Genomic DNA, 17,605 nt, shown 5'->3' with positions numbered 1-17,605 from the left:
CCCTCCTTTCACTCTGATTGTCCTTCTTTTTTCTGCGCACGGCTGCGGCCGAGCGAGACGATTTTGTCCTTGGCTTCAAGGAAACGCGTAACCTTTGACCCCATGCTCAAAAGCATGGTCAGTCGTTCGGTTTCGAGCGATTTCACATCATCATACCAGTTGGTCAGGCGTTCAATCAGACCATGCATATCGCCCATACGCGCTTGCGCAAATGCATCGCTCTCTGTCGTCGGCTTTTCCATGAGAATTTCACGCAACACACTCAAAGTCGGATCGACTTCACGTTTTTTGCGCTCTTCCGCCAATGTGCGCAGAATCTGCCAGACATCGCCCGGCGTGGAGTAAAAATCGCGACGGTCACCCGGAATGTGCTTCAGCAAAACAAGGTTCCAGCCTTGCAGCTCTCTGATACCCATAGAAACATTCGACCGTGAGACGCCAAGGGCATCCACGATCTGATCGGCACAGAGCGGGTCTTTAGAAAGATAGAGCAAGGCATAGATCTGCCCGACCGTGCGGTTGATACCCCAGCGGCTGCCCATTTCACCGAAGTGCAGTACAAATGATTGTACGATTGGCGACAATTCCAAATCAGTTGCTCCCGTATTTTCTGAACTTTCAGAAATTACTGAAATTTCAGATATTATTATTGTTGCTCCTCCGCAACCCGCAAAGCAGGTCTGGACAATAAGTCGCAACACAAATCAGAGAAGAGGCACGTCCAGAAATCGCTAATAAAGGTCGTTTGAGGTCGGCAATTGCCGGCTGTCATCCGTTTTATCGCGATGCATGGTTGCCCGCGTCAATAGCATCAGTGTTACCGGCGTTGTCACAAACACAAAAGCGGTAATTAACAGTTCATGCAAAACCGGTCGCGATTGCAAGACTGTAAAGAAAATAATTGATGCAATGAGAATGCCGCCGACGCCAAAAGTCGTGCCGAGTGTCGGGGCATGAATCCGTTCATAGAACTTTTTAAAGCGCAAAAGACCGATCGCGCCGATCAGCGTAATCACTGATCCGCCCAGTAAAAAGACCGAAACCAGAATGGCTGCCCAGAGCGGCAGTTGCGTTGCATGGTTCATTCGATCACCTCGCCGCGCATCAGGAATTTTGCCAGTGCCACGCTGGACACAAAGCCCAGCAGCGCAATCACCAAGGCAGCTTCAAAATAAATCGATGTGCCGGTGCGGATACCGAAAGTGATAAACAACATCATCATCGTCGCATAAAGCGTATCCAGACCCAGTATACGATCCTGCGCACGCGGCCCTGCGATCAGACGCCATGTTGCACAAAGCAGAGCGGCCCCCAGACAAAGCTGGGACAAAAGCAGCGCCCAGGATAAAATCACTGTACTCATGTGAAAATCTCCATCAGCAGGCGTTCATAATGCTGTTTTATTACGGTGCGGAACTCATCTTCTCCGTCTTTATCGAGAATATGAATCAGCAAAACACCCGTTACGGGATTAAAATTTGCCCATGCCGTACCGGGCGTTGAGGTCACAATACAGGCCAGAATGCCGAGCGGCAAACGCCCGCGCAATTGCAGGCTGATGGTCACAAATCCTGCCTGACGCTCTGGCCGGTCAAAAAGAATGATTTTGATGACCGCAATATTTGACCAGAAAATATCGGCAACAACGCGGAAAAACAGTTCGATAATTGCCCTTACAGAGCGAACGCGCACCGGTTCCGGATCCAGCGAGGTGAATGCCAGACCTGCGCCCAATGCAATGAAAAAGCCCAAAATCGTATGACCGGGTGTGAAACCATTGAGCAGCAGCCACATGATCCAGAAGCTCAGCGACAAAACGGGATGCGGAAACAATGCTCTCATTGTGCGTCTCCCTTCGCAGCCGGTGTACTGGCAACGGCCGGTTCAAATCCCGCCGAGCGTTTTGCGTCCAGAACATGGTCGATATAATTATGCGGACGATGCAGTGCCTGCGCGGTCGCATCGAGATAGCGCATCACCGGTGCCGCCTGAATGGTCAGAGCGAGACACAGAAACAACAGCCCCGCCACCGGCACCAGCTCAATAATCAGCACGCGCGGTACATTGCCTTCCATCGATGCCCAGAAAGTACGGATACCGGAGCGCGACATCGCAATCAGTGCCGAGACACCGGACAGAATAATCAGCGTTACATAGGCCCAGCTTGCTGCGGAAATCGGTGCATCAGTGCCCATGCCAGCCGGATTGAACAATGCCGACAACAGCGAGATTTTTGCCACGAAACCGGAAAATGGCGGCAAACCAATCAGCAAAATAGCGCTGACGGCAAAACAGGCACCGAGAATAGCAAGCGTTGCAGGCAAAACTGTGCCGACTTCCTCTTCCTCTTCTTCTTCCTCGTCACCATAGGCTTCAATCGTCACCGCCAGCACGTTGGCCGCCGCATCCTGACCGCGCTCCACCAGCTCAATCAGCAGAAAGAAAGCCGCAATCGTCAGCGTTGAGCTGATCATATAGAACAGAGCGCTGCCGGTTACCGCCACATTGCCCGTACCGATTGCCGCCAGCAATGTACCGGAAGAAACCAGCACGCTATAACCGGCAATACGCCCGAGCGCCTGCGATGCCAGCACCCCGATCAGACCGAAAGTGATGGTCGCCAGACCGATATAAAACAGTCCTGCATCACCGAAACCTGTTGTCCGTGGTGTCAGTTCGCCGAAAAACAACAAAGACAGGCGCAGCAAAACATAAATACCTACCTTGGACATGATCGCGAACAGTGCCGCAACCGGTGCTGCCGCAGCCGTATAGGTTGTCGGTAGCCAGAAATTCAGCGGCCATGCACCGGCTTTCACCAGAAATGCTGTGCCGAGAATGGCACCGCCCGCCTGCAGGAACATCAGATCATCTGCCGGTACATTGGGAATACGTTGTGCCAGATCGGCCATATTCAGCGTGCCGGTCACGCCATAGATCATGCTGACGCCGATCAGAAACAGCGATGAGGCCGCGAGATTGACGGCAATATAATGTAAGCCCGCTTTAACGCGGGTAGCACCGGAGCCATGCAGTACCAGCCCGTAAGATGCCGCCAATAGCACCTCGAAAAATACGAACAGGTTGAACAGATCGCCGGTCAGGAATGCGCCGTTCAGCCCCATCAGCAACAGCTGGAACAGCGTATGGAAATGCGAACCCGCTTTATGCCAGCGTGCCAGCGCAAAACACAGTGCCGCCAGTCCGAGAATACTGGTCAGCAGCACCATCATTGCCGAGAAACGATCCAGCACCAGCACAATCGCATAGGGTGCCGGCCAGTTACCCAGCAGATAAGGAAGCACGCGGTCGTCCGGCGTATTGGCCATATTGACCAGCATGATCGCAACGACAAACAACACAAAAGTTGCTGCAATGCTGATTGCGGCTTTCAGCACACGGCGACGCTCATCATAGAGCAGCAACAAAGCTGCGGTGATGAGCGGCAGCAGAATCGGCGCGATAATCAGATGTTCCTGCCAATCCTGCATTACTGGCTCTCCCTGCCGTCAACATGGTCGGTACCGGTCAGACCACGGGAAGCCAGCATGACCACCAGAAACAGGGCTGTCATGGCAAAGCCGATCACAATCGCTGTCAGCACCAGTGCCTGCGGCAACGGATCGGTATAAAGAGCGGGATCAGGCTGATCACCCAGAATAGGCGCGGAATCTGTGCGCAGACTGGCCATACTGAAAATAAACAGATTAACCGCATAGGAAATCAGCGACAGGCCGATAATCACCTGAAAAGTACGCGGACGCTGTAAAAGCCACAGGCCGGAAGCTGTCAGAATACCAATACCGAGAGCGAGAATAAGTTCCATTAGCGTCCCTCTCCCTGCTTAACGAGTACGGCCTGTTCAGCCTGTTCCGATTGTGTTTTTTCCGAGCGGCGATGACGGATCGACTGGTGTGCCAAGGCAATCAGCATCAGAACGGTGGCACCGACCACAAGTGTAAAGACGCCAATGTCAAACAGCAGTGCGGATGCCACCGGCATTTTGCCGATCAGCGGTACTTCCGCATAGTCGAAATAGGTGGTGAGAAACGGATAACCGGCAAAAAATGAACCGGCACCGGTTGCCGCTGCGGTCAGCAAACCGAAGCCCATCCATTTCACCGGCAGAATGCGCAAATGGCTTTCCACCCAACGTGTGCCAAAGGCGAGATATTGCAGAATAAAGCCGATCGCCATGGTGATACCGGCCGCAAAACCGCCCCCCGGCAGATCATGACCGCGCAGCAGCAAATGCATGGCGAAAACGATAATCACGCCGAACAAATATTGCATAATCACAGAAGGCACAGCGAGATATTCGGACAGGGTTGCACCGGCATGACGCTCCGGATCCGCCTCGTCAAAAGCATTCTGGATTTTCTGCTGTTGCGGGGATTCCATTGTGTCCGATGCCGGACGGAAACGACGCAGCAGCGCATAAACCGTCAGACCGACAATACCAAGCACCGTGATTTCTCCCAGCGTATCAAAGCCGCGGAAATCCACCAGCAACACATTGACCACATTCTTGCCGCCCGCTTCCGTATAGGAATTGCCGAGGAAATAATCGGCAAGCGTTGCAGGGCTGAAACGGGTCATCATCGCATAGGACACAAGCGCCATACCGCCGCCGCCCGCCAGTGCGATAATCAGATCGCGGTAACGGCGTAAGCGCGGCACCAGAGGAATGCTTGCATTTTCATCTTCCTGCCAGCGTTTCGGCAGCCAGCGCAGACCAAGCAGCAACAGAACTGTGGTGACAATCTCAACCAGCAACTGCGTAACCGCGAGATCAGGCGCAGAGAGCCACACAAATGTAAAACAGGTCACAAGCCCTGCGCCACCAAGCAACATCAGCGATGCCAGCCGGTGATATTTAGCCTGATAGGCGGCACCGACCGCACAAAGCGCGCCGATCAGCCAGACAATGGCAAAGACCGGATCCACCGGCAGCGGCACCAATGGCCCCATAAATAGTCCCGCCTGATAAACAGGCCAGGCACCGGCAAAAATCGCAATCAGCATCAGCACCCGCATTTGCGGTTGCAAGCGACGTGTTCCGAACCGGCTTTCAATACTACGCGCCCATTTCCATGAAACAGTTACCAGCACCAGCTCAAAAATACGCTGACCATTGAGATGGCGCAGTAATGGCGGCCCTTCATCACATTTTGCGAGATAGTTTTTCATCACCATGAAGATCACGGTTCCGCCGATCAGCGCAATCACACTCATCAGCAGCGGCACATTAAAGCCGTGCCAGATTGCAAGGCTGTATTCCGGTGTGGCACCGCCAAGAACCGACACGACAGCCGTATGCAGGAACGGTCCGACAATCAATGTCGGCACAATACCGATCAGCAGGCAGAGCAGCACCAGCAACTCAATCGGGAAACGTACCCATTGTGGCGGCTCTTTCGGTGTATGCGGCAGATCAACCGGTGCGGGACCAAAGAAGGTCGAATAGATAAAGCGGATCGAATAAGCGACACTGAAAGCGCTCGCCAGCGTTGCCACATAAGGCGTGACCGTATCGAGCCATGAAGACAGATGTGTCTCTACCGTTTCGGCAAAGAACATCTCTTTGGAAATGAAGCCGTTCAGCAGCGGCACACCAGCCATCGCCGCACTGGCAACCATCGCCAAAGTTGCCGTAATCGGCATGAAGCGAAACAAGCCGCTTAGTTTTCGCAGGTCGCGCGTGCCGGTTTCATGATCGATAATCCCCGCCGCCATAAACAGCGAAGCTTTGAAGATCGCATGATTGACCATGTGGAAAATCGCGGCAACGGCGGATAGCGGACTGCCGAGGCTGAGCAAAGCGGTAATCAGTCCCAGATGGCTGATGGTTGAATAGGCCAGCAGGCCTTTCAGATCCTGCTGGAACAGCGCGAACCATGCGCCCAGCAGCAAAGTCGTCAGACCGGCAAGCCCCAGCAGCCAGAACCATTCTTCTGTGCCCGCCAGTGCAGGCCACAGCCGCACCATCAGAAACACGCCGAGCTTCACCATCGTTGCAGAATGCAGATAGGCTGAAACCGGCGTCGGCGCGGCCATCGCATTCGGCAGCCAGAAATGGAACGGAAATTGTGCGCTCTTGGTGAAAGTACCAAGCAGGATCAGCACCAAAGCCACCGTATAAAGCGGATGGTTTTTAATCAGATTGCCCGATGCCAGAATAACATCCAGCTCATAACTGCCGACAATATGACCAAGCAGCAACACACCGAGCAACAGGCCAAAACCGCCAAGACCGGTAACGGTCAGCGCCATACGCGCGCCGTCACGGGCGCTGACATTCTGATACCAGTAACCGATCAGCAGGAAGAAGAAAATACTGGTGAGTTCCCAGAACACCACCATCAGGATCATATTGCCCGACAACACCACGCCAAGCATCGCGCCCATAAAGGCAAGAAAGAATGAGAAAAAGCGCGGCACCGGATCTTCCGATGACATATAATAGCGCGCATAGATCACCACGAGCAGGCCGATGCCTGTGACCAGCATGGCAAACAGCCAGGCAAGACCATCCATCCGCAAAGTGACATTGAGACCATAGGCAGGCAACCATGCCATCTGCGTGTGCAGAACTTTACCGCCGGTCACATAAGGATAAAGCGCAATGGTCAGCAGCAATGCGGCAACCGCGGTCAGCCCCGCGAACCAGACAGCAACCTGCCGGTCATTCGATCTGAGAAGGCCTGTAAGGGCGCAGCCAATAAATGGCAGTATGATGAGCAAAAAAAGGACTTTTCCGTCCGTCACCATCCGCGCCTGCCCTCCTCAAATTCCTCAAGAGCGGTTTTCACTCTCATAAAATTACATAATTGAAACGAAATTATCTCGTTAAATCCGGTTGTTATTATGTGGTTTTGACCTGCATAATAGCAAGTGCTTGATTGCAACTTATGTCTGCAATTTCCCGATCTCAGGCACAAAATTTCCGATTTCGACGGCTTTTACACAAGGTGTGGAAAAACTCCCCCGCAAATTATCTATTAAATTGGTTTAATGACAAAACTGAGCGCGGATTATGACATGTTTTTTTCATCAGCAGGCAAGTTCCGCCGTTGTTTCTCCAATTGTCGAATCAACCGGAATAGCCGAAGCTGCAAAGTGAAATAGACAAACGCATACAGGAATATCTTATGGGTCCGCAGACAGACAGCGTCCAGTCCTCTCCGTCCTTACCGGCAAAAACGCAGATCGCTATTATCGGCGGCGGGATTATCGGTGTGTCCACGGCACTTTATCTGGCGCAGCGCGGTATTCCTGTAACCCTGCTGGAAAAAGGTGTGATTGCCGGGGAGCAATCCAGCCGCAATTGGGGCTGGTGCCGTCATACCGGCCGCGACAGCCGCGAAATGCCGCTGATTGTTGAGAGTATGAAACAATGGGCGCAGATGAATGCGCTAACCGGCAGGGAAACCGGTTTCCGCACCACCGGCATCGCTTTCGCCGCAGAAAAAGAAGAAAATCTGGAAAAATGGCGCGAATGGGTGAGCATTGCCAAAGAGCACGGCATTGACAGTCAGGTTGTAGGCAAACAACAGGCCGAAGCACTCGCCCCCGGTCTGCAACGTTCGCTCTATGGTGCGCTCTATACCGCCGCGGACGGCCGCGCAGAGCCGCAAAAAGCAGCACCTGCTATTGCAGAAAAAGCGCGCGAGCTGGGTGCTGTCATCATGCAGAATTGTGCTGTGCGCCGGATTGAAACTACCAATGGCCGCGTCAGCACTGTGATTACTGAACAAGGCGCGATTGAGTGTGAAGCTGTGGTGATTGCCGGCGGTAGCTGGTCACGTCTGATTTGTTCTGATCTGGGTATTACCCTGCCGCAGCTGAAAATGCGTTCATCCGTATTGCGCACCACGCCGGTTGAAGCCGGCGTTGAATCTGCCATTGCCTTTTCAGACTTCGCACTGCGCAAACGGATGGATGGCGGCTATACGGTTGCCAGCCTCTCAGGTAGTATTGCCGATATCGTGCCCGACAGTTTCCGCTTCCTGCCAAAATTCATTCCAGCATTGCGCACCGAGTGGAAAACCGTGCGTCTGCGCTTCGGACAGCGCTTTATTGAAGAAGCTTTTGAGTGGAAATTACGCCCCGCTGACCAGAAATCCATCTTCGAGAAAATCCGTATTCTTGATCCGGAGCCGCATAAAGCTGGCAATCAGGTGGTTTTCAAAGCGCTGCAACAGGCTTTGCCTGCCTTCAAAAATGTACAAATCGCCCAACAATGGGCAGGTCTGATTGATACAACACCGGATATTGTACCGGTTATCTCGCCGCTGGATCATCTGCCGAATTGCATTGTCGCCACCGGCTTTTCCGGCCATGGCTTTGGTATTGGCCCCGGTGCTGGCAAACTGATCGCCGATATGGTGACCGGTGAAAAGCCCGTTGTTGACCCTTCACCGTTTCATATCAACCGCTTCAGCGATGGTTCAAAAATCCATATTGAAATGTGGTAGCGGTATAAATGGATTCAAAACTTAAGCCGCTTCTTCCAACAACCAAATATCTGGATCACCTATATACCCAGACATCATACATGGACGTTCAGATTCTTCACTAAAATTATACGCAAACAATGCGAAACGTTTATCTACAGAGAATATACGATATGAGTTTTTTTGCTGCACAGCTGAAAAATACAAATTTAATTTTCCAACATATTCCTCTAAAGAAGCAGTAATTTCTTTCATTGTATAGTCCTGACCAGCTATCACTGGACCGTAGCTATCTATTAAAAATGTTTCCTCATCAGAATTAACTATTCTATATATAGATTCACCATTAATTTCTGATACTAAATTGATTTTCCATTTTGTAGATGAATCTAATTTGTTTATGTTTTCTTTTAAATCAACCTTAAAGAAACCAAATTCACGAAAACGAGAACCCAAAACCATATATTTACCAATTCTTGTATTCTTAATATAATAATTCATAAATATATCCACTTATAAAATTTGTTCATGTAACAATATAAATTTAATCCAACAATTATAATCATTCAAATGACAATTTTTACAGTCAAAGAATAATTTTAAGAAGTTACACAAATTTAAAATAAATAATTACAATAATCGCATCAGATACAGCCCTGCCATCAGGGCTGCTACGCCCAAAATCACAGAGCACAGGATATAGGCCAGTGCCGTGCCAATATATCCGCTTTCCATGAGCAGCACTGTTTCCAGTGAAAAGGCAGAAAATGTCGTAAATCCACCCATAATGCCGGTGGTAAGAAACAGTTTCCAGCTCTCCGCAAGACCGCCACGCGCTGAAAAATAGCCGATAATCAGCCCCATCAGCAGGGAGCCGATAATATTGACCGCAAATGTGCTGAGCGGAAACATTGTCAGTGCGGAGAAACGTGACAATAGCAAACCGGTGCCGTAACGGGCTGCCCCGCCGATCCCTGCTCCGAGAAAAACAATCAGAAAATTCATATTGCTCCCCTGACCGCTTCTGTTTTCTGTCAGCTGTTTTCCTGATCGCTGTCGTCAACCGGCTTGCCGGGAATGACATAAGCATCTGACAGCCAGCGGTTTAAGTCGACACTGCGGCAGCGCGGCGAACAAAACGGATAAGAGTCGCGTACTGAGGGTTTTCCGCATTCAGGGCAAGGCCGCGTCGGACGCAGCGGTGTCACATTTTCATAGGAGACGGCAGGTTTGTCTTTATGTGCCATCACACTTTACCTTCATGCCACTGGTCGTAAACCGGAAAATTTTCACCTTCCAGCAATGCCTGCGTTTCATGCAACGGCAGGCCGACAATATTACTGTAGGAACCGACCATTTTGACGATAAAACTGCCTGCCAGCCCCTGAATAGCATAGCCGCCAGCTTTGCCGCGCCATTCACCGGAACTGATATAAGCATCCATCTGGCGGCGGCTGAGCCGGTCAAAGCGCACACGGCTTTCAACCAGTACCTGACGCAGGCTGCCTTTCGGCGTGACCAGACAAACACCGGTAAAAACTTTATGGGCACGGCCGGAAAGCAGGCGCAGACAATCAAGCGCCACATCCTCACTCTCCGCCTTAGGCAGGATCTGCCGTCCCACGCCTACCACAGTATCGGCTGCGAGAATGAAAGCGGATTTATAATCCGCATCATTCTTCAGCTTGTCCTTAGCTCTTTCTGCTTTCTGTTTTGACAAACGTTTTGCCAGCGAACGGGGATGTTCCGAACGCTGTGGTGTTTCATCAATATCAGCAGGCTGCAGAAATGCAGGTTCAATACCGATTTGCGCCAGAAGCTCAATGCGCCGCGGCGATGCCGAGGCCAGTACCAGAGAATGGGACATTGTTGTCTTCATGGTCAGAGATGAGTCCGGCAGCAGAAATTTTATTTAAAGCGGTAGGTAATACGACCTTTGGAAAGGTCATAAGGGGTCATTTCCACCAGTACCTTGTCGCCGGCCAGAACGCGAATGCGGTTTTTACGCATACGGCCAGCCGTATGAGCGATGATTTCATGTTCGTTTTCGAGTTTTACCCGAAACATAGCATTCGGCAAAAGTTCCGTTACAATACCCGGGAACTCAAGGACTTCTTCTTTAGCCATACGTAACCTGTCTTTTAGTTTAATAAATCTGCATCATGCAGAAGGTCTGAATTTGCGCGGAACCTATATGATTAGAGTCCGTTTGTGAACAACTGAAATGGAGAACTGTTAAAAGCTCTGCTGAATCACAGAAAACGTTCAGTAATTTTCTGTTTTAAACGGTCGCGAACGTCGCGGTAGGCCGATAAACGCTGTTCCCGTGAGCCGGTGACCAGTGTCGGATCAGGCATCGGCCAATATTCCACATTGGCTGCAAAACTGCGCATCCGCTCCAATACCACATGATGCGCCTGCGGTGTCAGCGTAATAATCAGGTCAAAATAACCGTCATTCAGCTCTTCCAGTCCGACAGGCTGTCTTTCATTGAGCGACAGCCCCTCTTCCTCAAGCACCGCATCCACAAACATATCACGTTCGCCGCGTGTTACACCGGCTGATGCGACATAGGTTTTGCCCTGCAGCATGGAACGGGTGAGAATCTCCGCCATCGGCGAGCGTATCGCATTCATTCCGCAGACAAACAGAACGGATGCCGGTTTTTTGACAGTGGCAGCATCTGCAAGAGCATCCGGCACCGGATCAGGAATTATGCTCATCCGTCACCCGCGCCAGTGCAACACACAGACAAGCGTAAACAAACGCCGTGCCGTATCGAAATCAAGATCGATCTTACCTTCAAGCCGGTTCATCAAAGTCTGCGAGCCTTCATTATGCAAGCCGCGCCGCCCCATATCAATCGCCTCAATACGGCTCGGCGTTGCCGAGCGGATGGCTGCATAATAGCTTTCGCAGATCAGAAAATAATCTTTGACCGTTTTACGCAGCGGAGACAGCGAGAGAATATGCGTTGCCACAAGTTCCCCTGCCTCACGCGTAATATTGAAGATCAGGCGTTTTTCAACCAGTGACAAACGCAGACGATAAGGCCCGCCATTACTGTCACCAACCGGAGAAAAACTGTTTTCCTCGATCAGATCGAAAATAGCGACGGCCCGTTCATGCTCAATATCCGGCGTAGACTGGCCGATTGTCTCGTCCAGTTCCACATCGATCAGCCGGGCATTGTCACTTTTTCCGGTCATCACTCTTTACGCAGGCGGTATACAGAAAACCTGCCCGCTGTCCCTCATTCATCGTTACATATTCAGTCGTCGTGAAATCGACAGACCGTGTGCCTGCAATCCTTCAGTTTCAGCCAGCGTAATCGCGGATGGCCCGAGAAGACGCAACTGCTCCGCACCCAGTTTTAAAAGCGAGGTGCGTTTTACAAAATCCATCACCGACAGGCCGGAAGAGAAGCGCGCGGATCGGGCTGTCGGCAGAACATGGTTCGGCCCGCCAACATAGTCACCGATCGCTTCCGGCGTATATTTTCCGATGAAGATCGCACCGGCATTGCGGATTTTCGGTAGCAGACCATCCGTATCAGCCACTGCGATTTCCAGATGCTCGGCAGCAATACGGTTAATCAACGGCACAGCGCTGTCAAAATCATCTACCAGAATGACCGCACCAAAATCCTGCCAACTTGCACGGGCGATTTCCGCGCGCGGCAAAGTCTGTAACTGACGTTCAACCGCATCTTCCACCGATTTGGCGAAATCCGCACTGTCGGTCAGCAGAATTGACTGGGCAAAAGCATCATGCTCGGCCTGCGCCAGCAAATCCGCAGCAATCCAGTCCGGATTATTGTCGCTGTCAGCCACAACCAACACTTCTGACGGGCCTGCAATCATATCAATGCCGACTGTGCCGAAAACCAGACGTTTTGCAGCCGCAACATAGGCATTGCCAGGACCGACGATTTTAGAAACCGGTTTGATGGTTTCAGTCCCATAGGCCAGAGCTGCAACAGCCTGCGCACCGCCCACACGGTAAATCTCTGAAACACCGGCAAGATGCGCAGCCACCAGCACCAGAGGATTCAACACGCCATCCGGTGACGGAACCACAATAACGATACGCTCAACACCCGCGACTTTAGCCGGAACCGCATTCATCAGCACCGAGCTCGGATAGCTGGCTGTGCCACCCGGCACATAGAGCCCGACCGATTCAACAGCTGTCCAGCGTGAGCCAAGCTCAACACCGAGTGCATCAGTATAATAATCGTCTTTCGGCAACTGACGCTTGTGGTAGGATTCAATCCGGTCACGCGCCACAATCAGCGCATCCATCACAGACTGGTCGGCATTTTTAACAGCTTCCTGTACTTCCTCAGCCGTCACAGCAATGCCGGTCTTTTCCAGATCAATCCGGTCAAAACGCCTGGAATAGTCGATCAGCGCCTGATCGCCGCGCTCGCGTACCTGCTGCACGATCTCACGCACGGCACGGTCAACATCTTCTGAAACTTCGCGTTTGCCTGCCAGAAACGCCGCAAAACGGTTTTCAAAATCTGCGGCACTTTGTATGAGCGTCTGAACCACGCTAACCCCTCATTTCGTCATATTATCGGCAGCTATATGATCCGGTTTATTGCCGGTTTCCCAGGCAGGTCCCAGATCAGCAAGGCGCATTTCAATCACTTCAACAGTAAGACGAATGGTCTTATCTGCTGCAAAAACCAGTTCAATCACACCGGAAGGCGCATCAGCCGGTTCAAAATTAATCGCCAGCAAAGACAACACATCCTGTGGTGCGGTACGGTCGATATTCTGTACACGTACCTGCGTTACACGGTCAAAATGCAACACGCTGCGGCGGCGCTCATAGCTCTCTTTGCCGCGTGCGCGCACAGGTTGCTGTTCGCGGGCAAAACGGTTGCACGCAAGAATAAAACGCTGCTCCGCAGGGCGGTAATCCAGATCGCCGACTTTCAGAACCGCATCCTGCATATGTGCAGAAATAATCTGTAAGTCTTCCTCATCCATTGCCACAAGCTTGAGCATTCGCAATCATTCTCCTTGAGCATTTCAATTCGCTAAGAACAGTCTATGCCATTGATATAAGCACTTAACAGTAAAAAGCACTACTGATTAATAGCAAACCCCGACCTGCGACAACAGATCGGGGTTTGGTTCAGAAAAACCTGCAAACAGATTAACCGCTGATGCGGGAAACCTCGGCCCCGCAATTGGACAGTTTCTCTTCCAGACGTTCAAAACCACGATCCAGATGATACACGCGGTTCACAGTGGTTTCACCTTCTGCCGCCAGACCTGCAATCACCAGTGTTGCAGAGGCGCGAAGATCGGTCGCCATCACCGGCGCACCTTTCAGGCGCTCAACACCTTCAACCGTTGCGGTTTGGCCGGACAGGGAGATTTTTGCACCCAGACGCGCCAGTTCCTGCACATGCATGAAACGGTTTTCAAAAATCGTTTCCGTAATATGCGATGTACCTTTGGCTTTGGTCATCAGACCCATGAACTGCGCCTGCAAATCGGTCGGGAAACCCGGGAACGGATCAGTCGTAATATTCACCGGTTCAATGCCGTGACCATTGCGCACCACGCGAATGCCGTTTTCCACATCGGTGATCTCTGCGCCGGTCTGGCGCACGACATCCAATGCAGACTGCAGCAGATCCGAACGGGTATTTTGCAGGACCACATCACCGCCGGTCATAGCAACAGCCATGGCATAAGTGCCTGTTTCAATACGGTCAGGAATAACGCGAACGCGTGCACCTTTCAGGCTGGTTACACCCTGAATGCGAATAGTTGGCGTACCCGCACCTTCAATTTTCGCACCCATAGCATTCAGGCACTCTGCGAGGTTCACCACTTCCGGCTCACAAGCCGCGTTGTGAATGATTGTATCGCCCTTTGCGAGACAGGCAGCCATCAGCGCCACATGGGTTGCACCGACAGAAACTTTCGGGAATGTGAACTCTGCGCCGACAAGACCCGAACTGGTTGTTGCACGGGCATAACCGTTTTCAATCTCGATCTTAGCACCCAGTGCAGTCAGGCTGTCGAGCATCAGATCAACCGGACGTGTGCCAATCGAGCAGCCGCCCGGCAGCGACACAATCGCTTCACCGGCACGTGCCAGAAGCGGCCCGATAACCCAGAAGCTGGCGCGCATTTTAGCAACCAATTCATAAGGTGCAGTGGTGTCGACAATATTCTTCGTGGTGAAATGCACAGTGCGCTCATAGGAGCCGTTCTGATGTTCGCGACGCCCATTGACCGAATAATCCGCACCGTGATTGCCGAGAATGCGTGTCAGCAGCTCCACATCGGCCAGATGCGGCATATTTTCAAGCGTCAGCGTTTCATTGGTCAGAAGCGATGCAATCATCAGTGGCAGAGCTGCATTTTTCGCGCCGGAAATCGGGATAATGCCGTTCAGTTTGTTGCCGCCGGTGATTTTAATACGATCCATAATTTTTCACTTTCACGGCAATGTCTTCCTGCACAAAACGCATTCCCTGCATTTGTCGAGACAGCCTGTTTTCAGACAGTCACAGCAGATGCTGCTTCTGTCCTGTTCCGGTTTTCCTGTTACAGATATCTTTGCCGTGCAAAGTCTGCGCTGATATTGATGCTGCCATAAAGCAGTTTGGTGCTGACACAACAGTCTGATTCAATCAGAAATGTGTCTTTTATTCTAAAATCACACTTTTCATTAAAGCCATGATCCGTCCGGCAGCTTTGCATTATGCGGGAGGCTCATAATGCAAACCCGAACTGTAAATATTCAGGCTTTCGTCTTCCGGACATGATCCTAAATTGAAAAAGTTTAGAAATATCATCCGGACGAGGTATTCAGTCAGTTTCAGTCTTACCGGCAGCAGGCAATCCTTCGCCGCGCTCATCTTCCGCACCGGAACGTCTTGAACGAATCTGCGCTTTGCGACGCATGAGATTCGCACGCAATTGTTCAGAACGGCGCTTAGCACGCTGATCTGCTTCTGCTTTTTGGGATGGGGTATCAGGCTTATCAGTCATTATGCGGTTCTTTTACACCAGCAAACCTGTTTGGAAAAGCATACATATGCACAGGTTTGTACGGTTTTTGTATTTTAAGCAAAAGAAATGCATTTGATGGCTTGCGGTTTCACGAATCTTATGCCAGAAGTCCGCCGCAACGGACAGTATGCTGCGGTAGCTCAGTGGTAGAGCACTCCATTGGTAATGGAGAGGTCGAGAGTTCAATCCTCTCTCGCAGCACCAGTTTTCCCAAAGAATTCAAATAGATGTAAAGCGCCTCATTCGGGCGCTTTTTTCATTTCTGCGTGAACGCACGGAACATAGCGCGAATAAACACGTGCATCCGTGCAAAATCCGTGCACGAGGAATCGTAACAAGCACCTCAAAGAATCAAAATCCCAAGCGGGAATCATCAACACTGATTCACAGCCTCAATTAGCACTCTCGAATCTTCCTTGACTCTTTTCACATAAGAGAACATTTGTAGAACAGAATTGAATTTTTAAAACTTACCGACCTTTTGCGCACTTGTTTGCGCCACGGATTTGTTGTGCCATGCGTAAGCCAGAAACAATTGAACGTCTCTACCTCGACTTTGACGGCTTTTTTGCGAGTGTAGAACAGCAATGCGACAAGCGCCTGCGTGGCAGGCCGGTCGGTGTCGTGCCGTTTGTGGGCACCGACAGAACCGCAGTCATCGCCTGCTCAAAAGAAGCGAAAGCCTATGGCGTGAAAAACGTCATGCGGATTAAGGATGCAAAAGCACTCTGCCCCGATTTGATTTTGGTGCCACAAAATCCAGACCTGTATCGCCGCGCTCACAACGCCCTGCTCTGCGAAATTGAAACCGTCATTCCTATCGATACGGCCAAGAGCATTGATGAGCTGACCTGTATTCTGGATGAGCGCGGTCGGCGTGATCCGGAAGGCTTAACACACCAAATCAAAAGCACCATTCACAAAAACATAGGCGAGTTTATCACCTGCTCTATCGGCTTCGCAGCCAACCGGCAGCTGGCAAAGATGGCCTGTAAGGCTGGAAAGGATGCCAGCAAGAAGGTTGGTCAGTATGGCAATGGTTTAGCAATCTGGCACCCGCATATGATGCCGGAGCCGCTGTTTAAGGTGAAGTTGGAAGATGTTCCGGGCGTTGGCCACAGCATGAAAATGCGGCTTGCTCATAGTCAAGTGATCACAACTGAGCAGCTCTACAATCTGCAGCCAAAACATATGCGCAAAATCTGGCGAAGTGTGAATGGTGAACGGCTGTGGATGGCGCTGCACGGCTACGACATTCAGGCCATGCCGCAGAAGCGTGGCATGTATGGCCATGCTCGTGTATTGCCGCCGGAGAGCCGTAGTATCAACGGAGCCTATGAGATTGCCCGTTTGCTCTTGGTCAAGGCTGGCAGGCGATTGCGGCGCGAGGAATACTATGCCAGCGGCTTGTGGCTCTGGATGGCAATTGATGGCGGCTCATGGTTCCGCACGATCAAAATGCCGACCGTGAATGATGAGCAAGCCATTATGACAGCGCATACAGCGCTTTGGGAATGCGCACGGCGAGAGCTGCCAAGGCGCACAACCATTTTCCGTGTCGGCGTCACCCTGATAGATTTGAGCGAGGCCAATGCCCGTCAGCTGGATATCTTCAACAATGATGATGCGATCCGGCAGAAATGGGAAAGAGCCAACGGCGCTATGGATGCGCTCAATTCCAAATATTCCAGCACGATTGTTCACATGGGCGAATGGAAGCCCCCAGCGGGTGGCCATGTCGGCGGCAAGATCAGCTATGTGCGCATCCCCTCTGCGGAGGACTTCTACTGATGGGTAACTGGAAAACCAAATACAGGGTCAGTGATTTGTCTGACACTCAAAAGCTGGAAATGATCTGCAGGAAATGCAGCAGGCTTGTTTACATCAACAAGGCCACGATCTGCACAGCCAAAGGACGTGAGCAGCTTTATCTGGATGAGATAGAGAAACGCGCCCGATGCAAGGCAAGAGGCTGCAAAGGTCAAATGCGTATGGCCATGGTTCGGCAGGATGAAATGTCCGGCTTTACCGGAGGGCTGGCATGATGCCAACTTTACGCAGCTTAAGTCATCTTGACCTGCTGCGCCTGACCTGTGGAGGGTG

21 protein-coding genes and 1 tRNA gene are annotated in these 17,605 nt (G+C 51.5%); 3 read left to right on the top strand and 19 right to left on the bottom strand.

What is annotated here, in order from left to right:
* Positions 1 to 8: 8 nt before the first annotated feature.
* The 7 genes from BKD14_RS12435 to BKD14_RS12405 form a co-directional block, all read right to left on the bottom strand.
* On the bottom strand, positions 9 to 590 hold the full coding sequence (locus BKD14_RS12435; RefSeq protein ID WP_033315780.1) for a GbsR/MarR family transcriptional regulator: 582 nt from the start codon (positions 588 to 590) through the stop codon (positions 9 to 11).
* Positions 591 to 731: 141 nt separating this feature from the next.
* Positions 732 to 1,085 (bottom strand): monovalent cation/H(+) antiporter subunit G, encoded by a 354-nt coding sequence (gene mnhG, locus BKD14_RS12430; RefSeq protein WP_075656470.1) that lies wholly within the window; start codon positions 1,083 to 1,085, stop codon positions 732 to 734.
* The gene (locus BKD14_RS12425) at positions 1,082 to 1,363 is read right to left on the bottom strand and encodes a K+/H+ antiporter subunit F (RefSeq protein ID WP_022709184.1); all 282 of its coding nucleotides are present in this window, start codon (positions 1,361 to 1,363) and stop codon (positions 1,082 to 1,084) included. Before BKD14_RS12425 ends, mnhG begins: the two co-directional genes overlap by 4 nt.
* Entirely contained in the window at positions 1,360 to 1,842 is a 483-nt protein-coding gene (locus tag BKD14_RS12420; RefSeq protein WP_022709183.1) for a Na+/H+ antiporter subunit E, read from the bottom strand. The genes BKD14_RS12425 and BKD14_RS12420 overlap by 4 nt, the downstream gene beginning before the upstream one ends.
* Entirely contained in the window at positions 1,839 to 3,491 is a 1,653-nt protein-coding gene (locus BKD14_RS12415; protein WP_075656468.1) for a monovalent cation/H+ antiporter subunit D, read from the bottom strand. Before BKD14_RS12415 ends, BKD14_RS12420 begins: the two co-directional genes overlap by 4 nt.
* Positions 3,491 to 3,826 carry a Na+/H+ antiporter subunit C gene (locus tag BKD14_RS12410; RefSeq protein WP_022709181.1) on the bottom strand — a complete coding sequence of 112 codons (336 nt, stop codon included), beginning with the start codon at positions 3,824 to 3,826 and terminating at the stop codon, positions 3,491 to 3,493. Before BKD14_RS12410 ends, BKD14_RS12415 begins: the two co-directional genes overlap by 1 nt.
* Positions 3,826 to 6,771, bottom strand: a complete 2,946-nt coding sequence (locus BKD14_RS12405) for a monovalent cation/H+ antiporter subunit A (protein WP_075656466.1) — start codon at positions 6,769 to 6,771, stop codon at positions 3,826 to 3,828. Before BKD14_RS12405 ends, BKD14_RS12410 begins: the two co-directional genes overlap by 1 nt.
* A gap of 380 nt (positions 6,772 to 7,151) precedes the next feature.
* On the opposite strand from BKD14_RS12405, the gene BKD14_RS12400 reads away from it, so the two are divergent.
* A complete protein-coding gene (locus tag BKD14_RS12400; RefSeq protein WP_075656464.1) occupies positions 7,152 to 8,477 on the top strand; it encodes an FAD-binding oxidoreductase in 1,326 nt (441 codons plus the stop codon).
* Positions 8,478 to 8,498: 21 nt separating this feature from the next.
* On the opposite strand, the gene BKD14_RS12395 is transcribed toward BKD14_RS12400, so the two are convergent.
* The 11 genes from BKD14_RS12395 to BKD14_RS12345 all read right to left on the bottom strand — a co-directional run bounded on the left by BKD14_RS12395 (position 8,499) and on the right by BKD14_RS12345 (position 15,481).
* Positions 8,499 to 8,957: a hypothetical protein gene (locus BKD14_RS12395; RefSeq protein WP_075656462.1), complete on the bottom strand. Its 459-nt coding sequence runs from the start codon at positions 8,955 to 8,957 to the stop codon at positions 8,499 to 8,501.
* Positions 8,958 to 9,086: 129 nt separating this feature from the next.
* Complete coding sequence (crcB, locus tag BKD14_RS12390) at positions 9,087 to 9,461, bottom strand: fluoride efflux transporter CrcB (RefSeq protein WP_075656460.1); 375 nt, start codon at positions 9,459 to 9,461, stop codon at positions 9,087 to 9,089.
* Positions 9,462 to 9,490: 29 nt separating this feature from the next.
* On the bottom strand, positions 9,491 to 9,703 hold the full coding sequence (gene yacG, locus BKD14_RS12385) for a DNA gyrase inhibitor YacG (protein WP_075656458.1): 213 nt from the start codon (positions 9,701 to 9,703) through the stop codon (positions 9,491 to 9,493).
* The gene (locus tag BKD14_RS12380; RefSeq protein WP_245293635.1) at positions 9,703 to 10,323 is read right to left on the bottom strand and encodes a Maf-like protein; all 621 of its coding nucleotides are present in this window, start codon (positions 10,321 to 10,323) and stop codon (positions 9,703 to 9,705) included. Before BKD14_RS12380 ends, yacG begins: the two co-directional genes overlap by 1 nt.
* 41 nt (positions 10,324 to 10,364) lie before the next feature.
* A complete protein-coding gene (gene infA / locus BKD14_RS12375; RefSeq protein ID WP_022709174.1) occupies positions 10,365 to 10,583 on the bottom strand; it encodes a translation initiation factor IF-1 in 219 nt (72 codons plus the stop codon).
* A 125-nt stretch (positions 10,584 to 10,708) separates the two neighbouring features.
* Positions 10,709 to 11,179 carry a low molecular weight phosphatase family protein gene (locus BKD14_RS12370; RefSeq protein ID WP_022709173.1) on the bottom strand — a complete coding sequence of 157 codons (471 nt, stop codon included), beginning with the start codon at positions 11,177 to 11,179 and terminating at the stop codon, positions 10,709 to 10,711.
* 3 nt (positions 11,180 to 11,182) lie between these two features.
* Complete coding sequence (locus BKD14_RS12365; RefSeq protein ID WP_022709172.1) at positions 11,183 to 11,665, bottom strand: UPF0262 family protein; 483 nt, start codon at positions 11,663 to 11,665, stop codon at positions 11,183 to 11,185.
* A gap of 54 nt (positions 11,666 to 11,719) precedes the next feature.
* Positions 11,720 to 13,012, bottom strand: a complete 1,293-nt coding sequence (gene hisD / locus BKD14_RS12360) for a histidinol dehydrogenase (RefSeq protein WP_075656454.1) — start codon at positions 13,010 to 13,012, stop codon at positions 11,720 to 11,722.
* Between the two features lie 9 nt (positions 13,013 to 13,021).
* Positions 13,022 to 13,480 (bottom strand): DUF2948 family protein, encoded by a 459-nt coding sequence (locus tag BKD14_RS12355; RefSeq protein WP_075656452.1) that lies wholly within the window; start codon positions 13,478 to 13,480, stop codon positions 13,022 to 13,024.
* Between the two features lie 145 nt (positions 13,481 to 13,625).
* Positions 13,626 to 14,915 carry a UDP-N-acetylglucosamine 1-carboxyvinyltransferase gene (murA, locus tag BKD14_RS12350; RefSeq protein WP_075656450.1) on the bottom strand — a complete coding sequence of 430 codons (1,290 nt, stop codon included), beginning with the start codon at positions 14,913 to 14,915 and terminating at the stop codon, positions 13,626 to 13,628.
* Between the two features lie 383 nt (positions 14,916 to 15,298).
* Positions 15,299 to 15,481 carry a hypothetical protein gene (locus BKD14_RS12345; protein ID WP_022709168.1) on the bottom strand — a complete coding sequence of 61 codons (183 nt, stop codon included), beginning with the start codon at positions 15,479 to 15,481 and terminating at the stop codon, positions 15,299 to 15,301.
* Between the two features lie 150 nt (positions 15,482 to 15,631).
* Here BKD14_RS12345 and BKD14_RS12340 point away from each other — a divergent pair.
* Both BKD14_RS12340 and BKD14_RS12335 read left to right on the top strand, forming a co-directional pair.
* Positions 15,632 to 15,706 (top strand) — tRNA-Thr (locus tag BKD14_RS12340).
* Between the two features lie 312 nt (positions 15,707 to 16,018).
* Positions 16,019 to 17,293 carry a type VI secretion protein ImpB gene (locus BKD14_RS12335; protein WP_075656448.1) on the top strand — a complete coding sequence of 425 codons (1,275 nt, stop codon included), beginning with the start codon at positions 16,019 to 16,021 and terminating at the stop codon, positions 17,291 to 17,293.
* Here the strand turns inward: BKD14_RS12335 and BKD14_RS19445 are convergent.
* Positions 17,287 to 17,605 (bottom strand): hypothetical protein (locus BKD14_RS19445; RefSeq protein WP_210215512.1); only part of this gene is annotated, 319 nt, incomplete at its 5' end. The genes BKD14_RS12335 and BKD14_RS19445 overlap by 7 nt on opposite strands.

This window comes from Pseudochrobactrum sp. B5 (assembly GCF_001939785.1).
Taxonomy (GTDB): Bacteria; Pseudomonadota; Alphaproteobacteria; order Rhizobiales; family Rhizobiaceae; genus Pseudochrobactrum; species Pseudochrobactrum saccharolyticum.
This window is presented reverse-complemented; position numbering and strand designations above follow the sequence as displayed.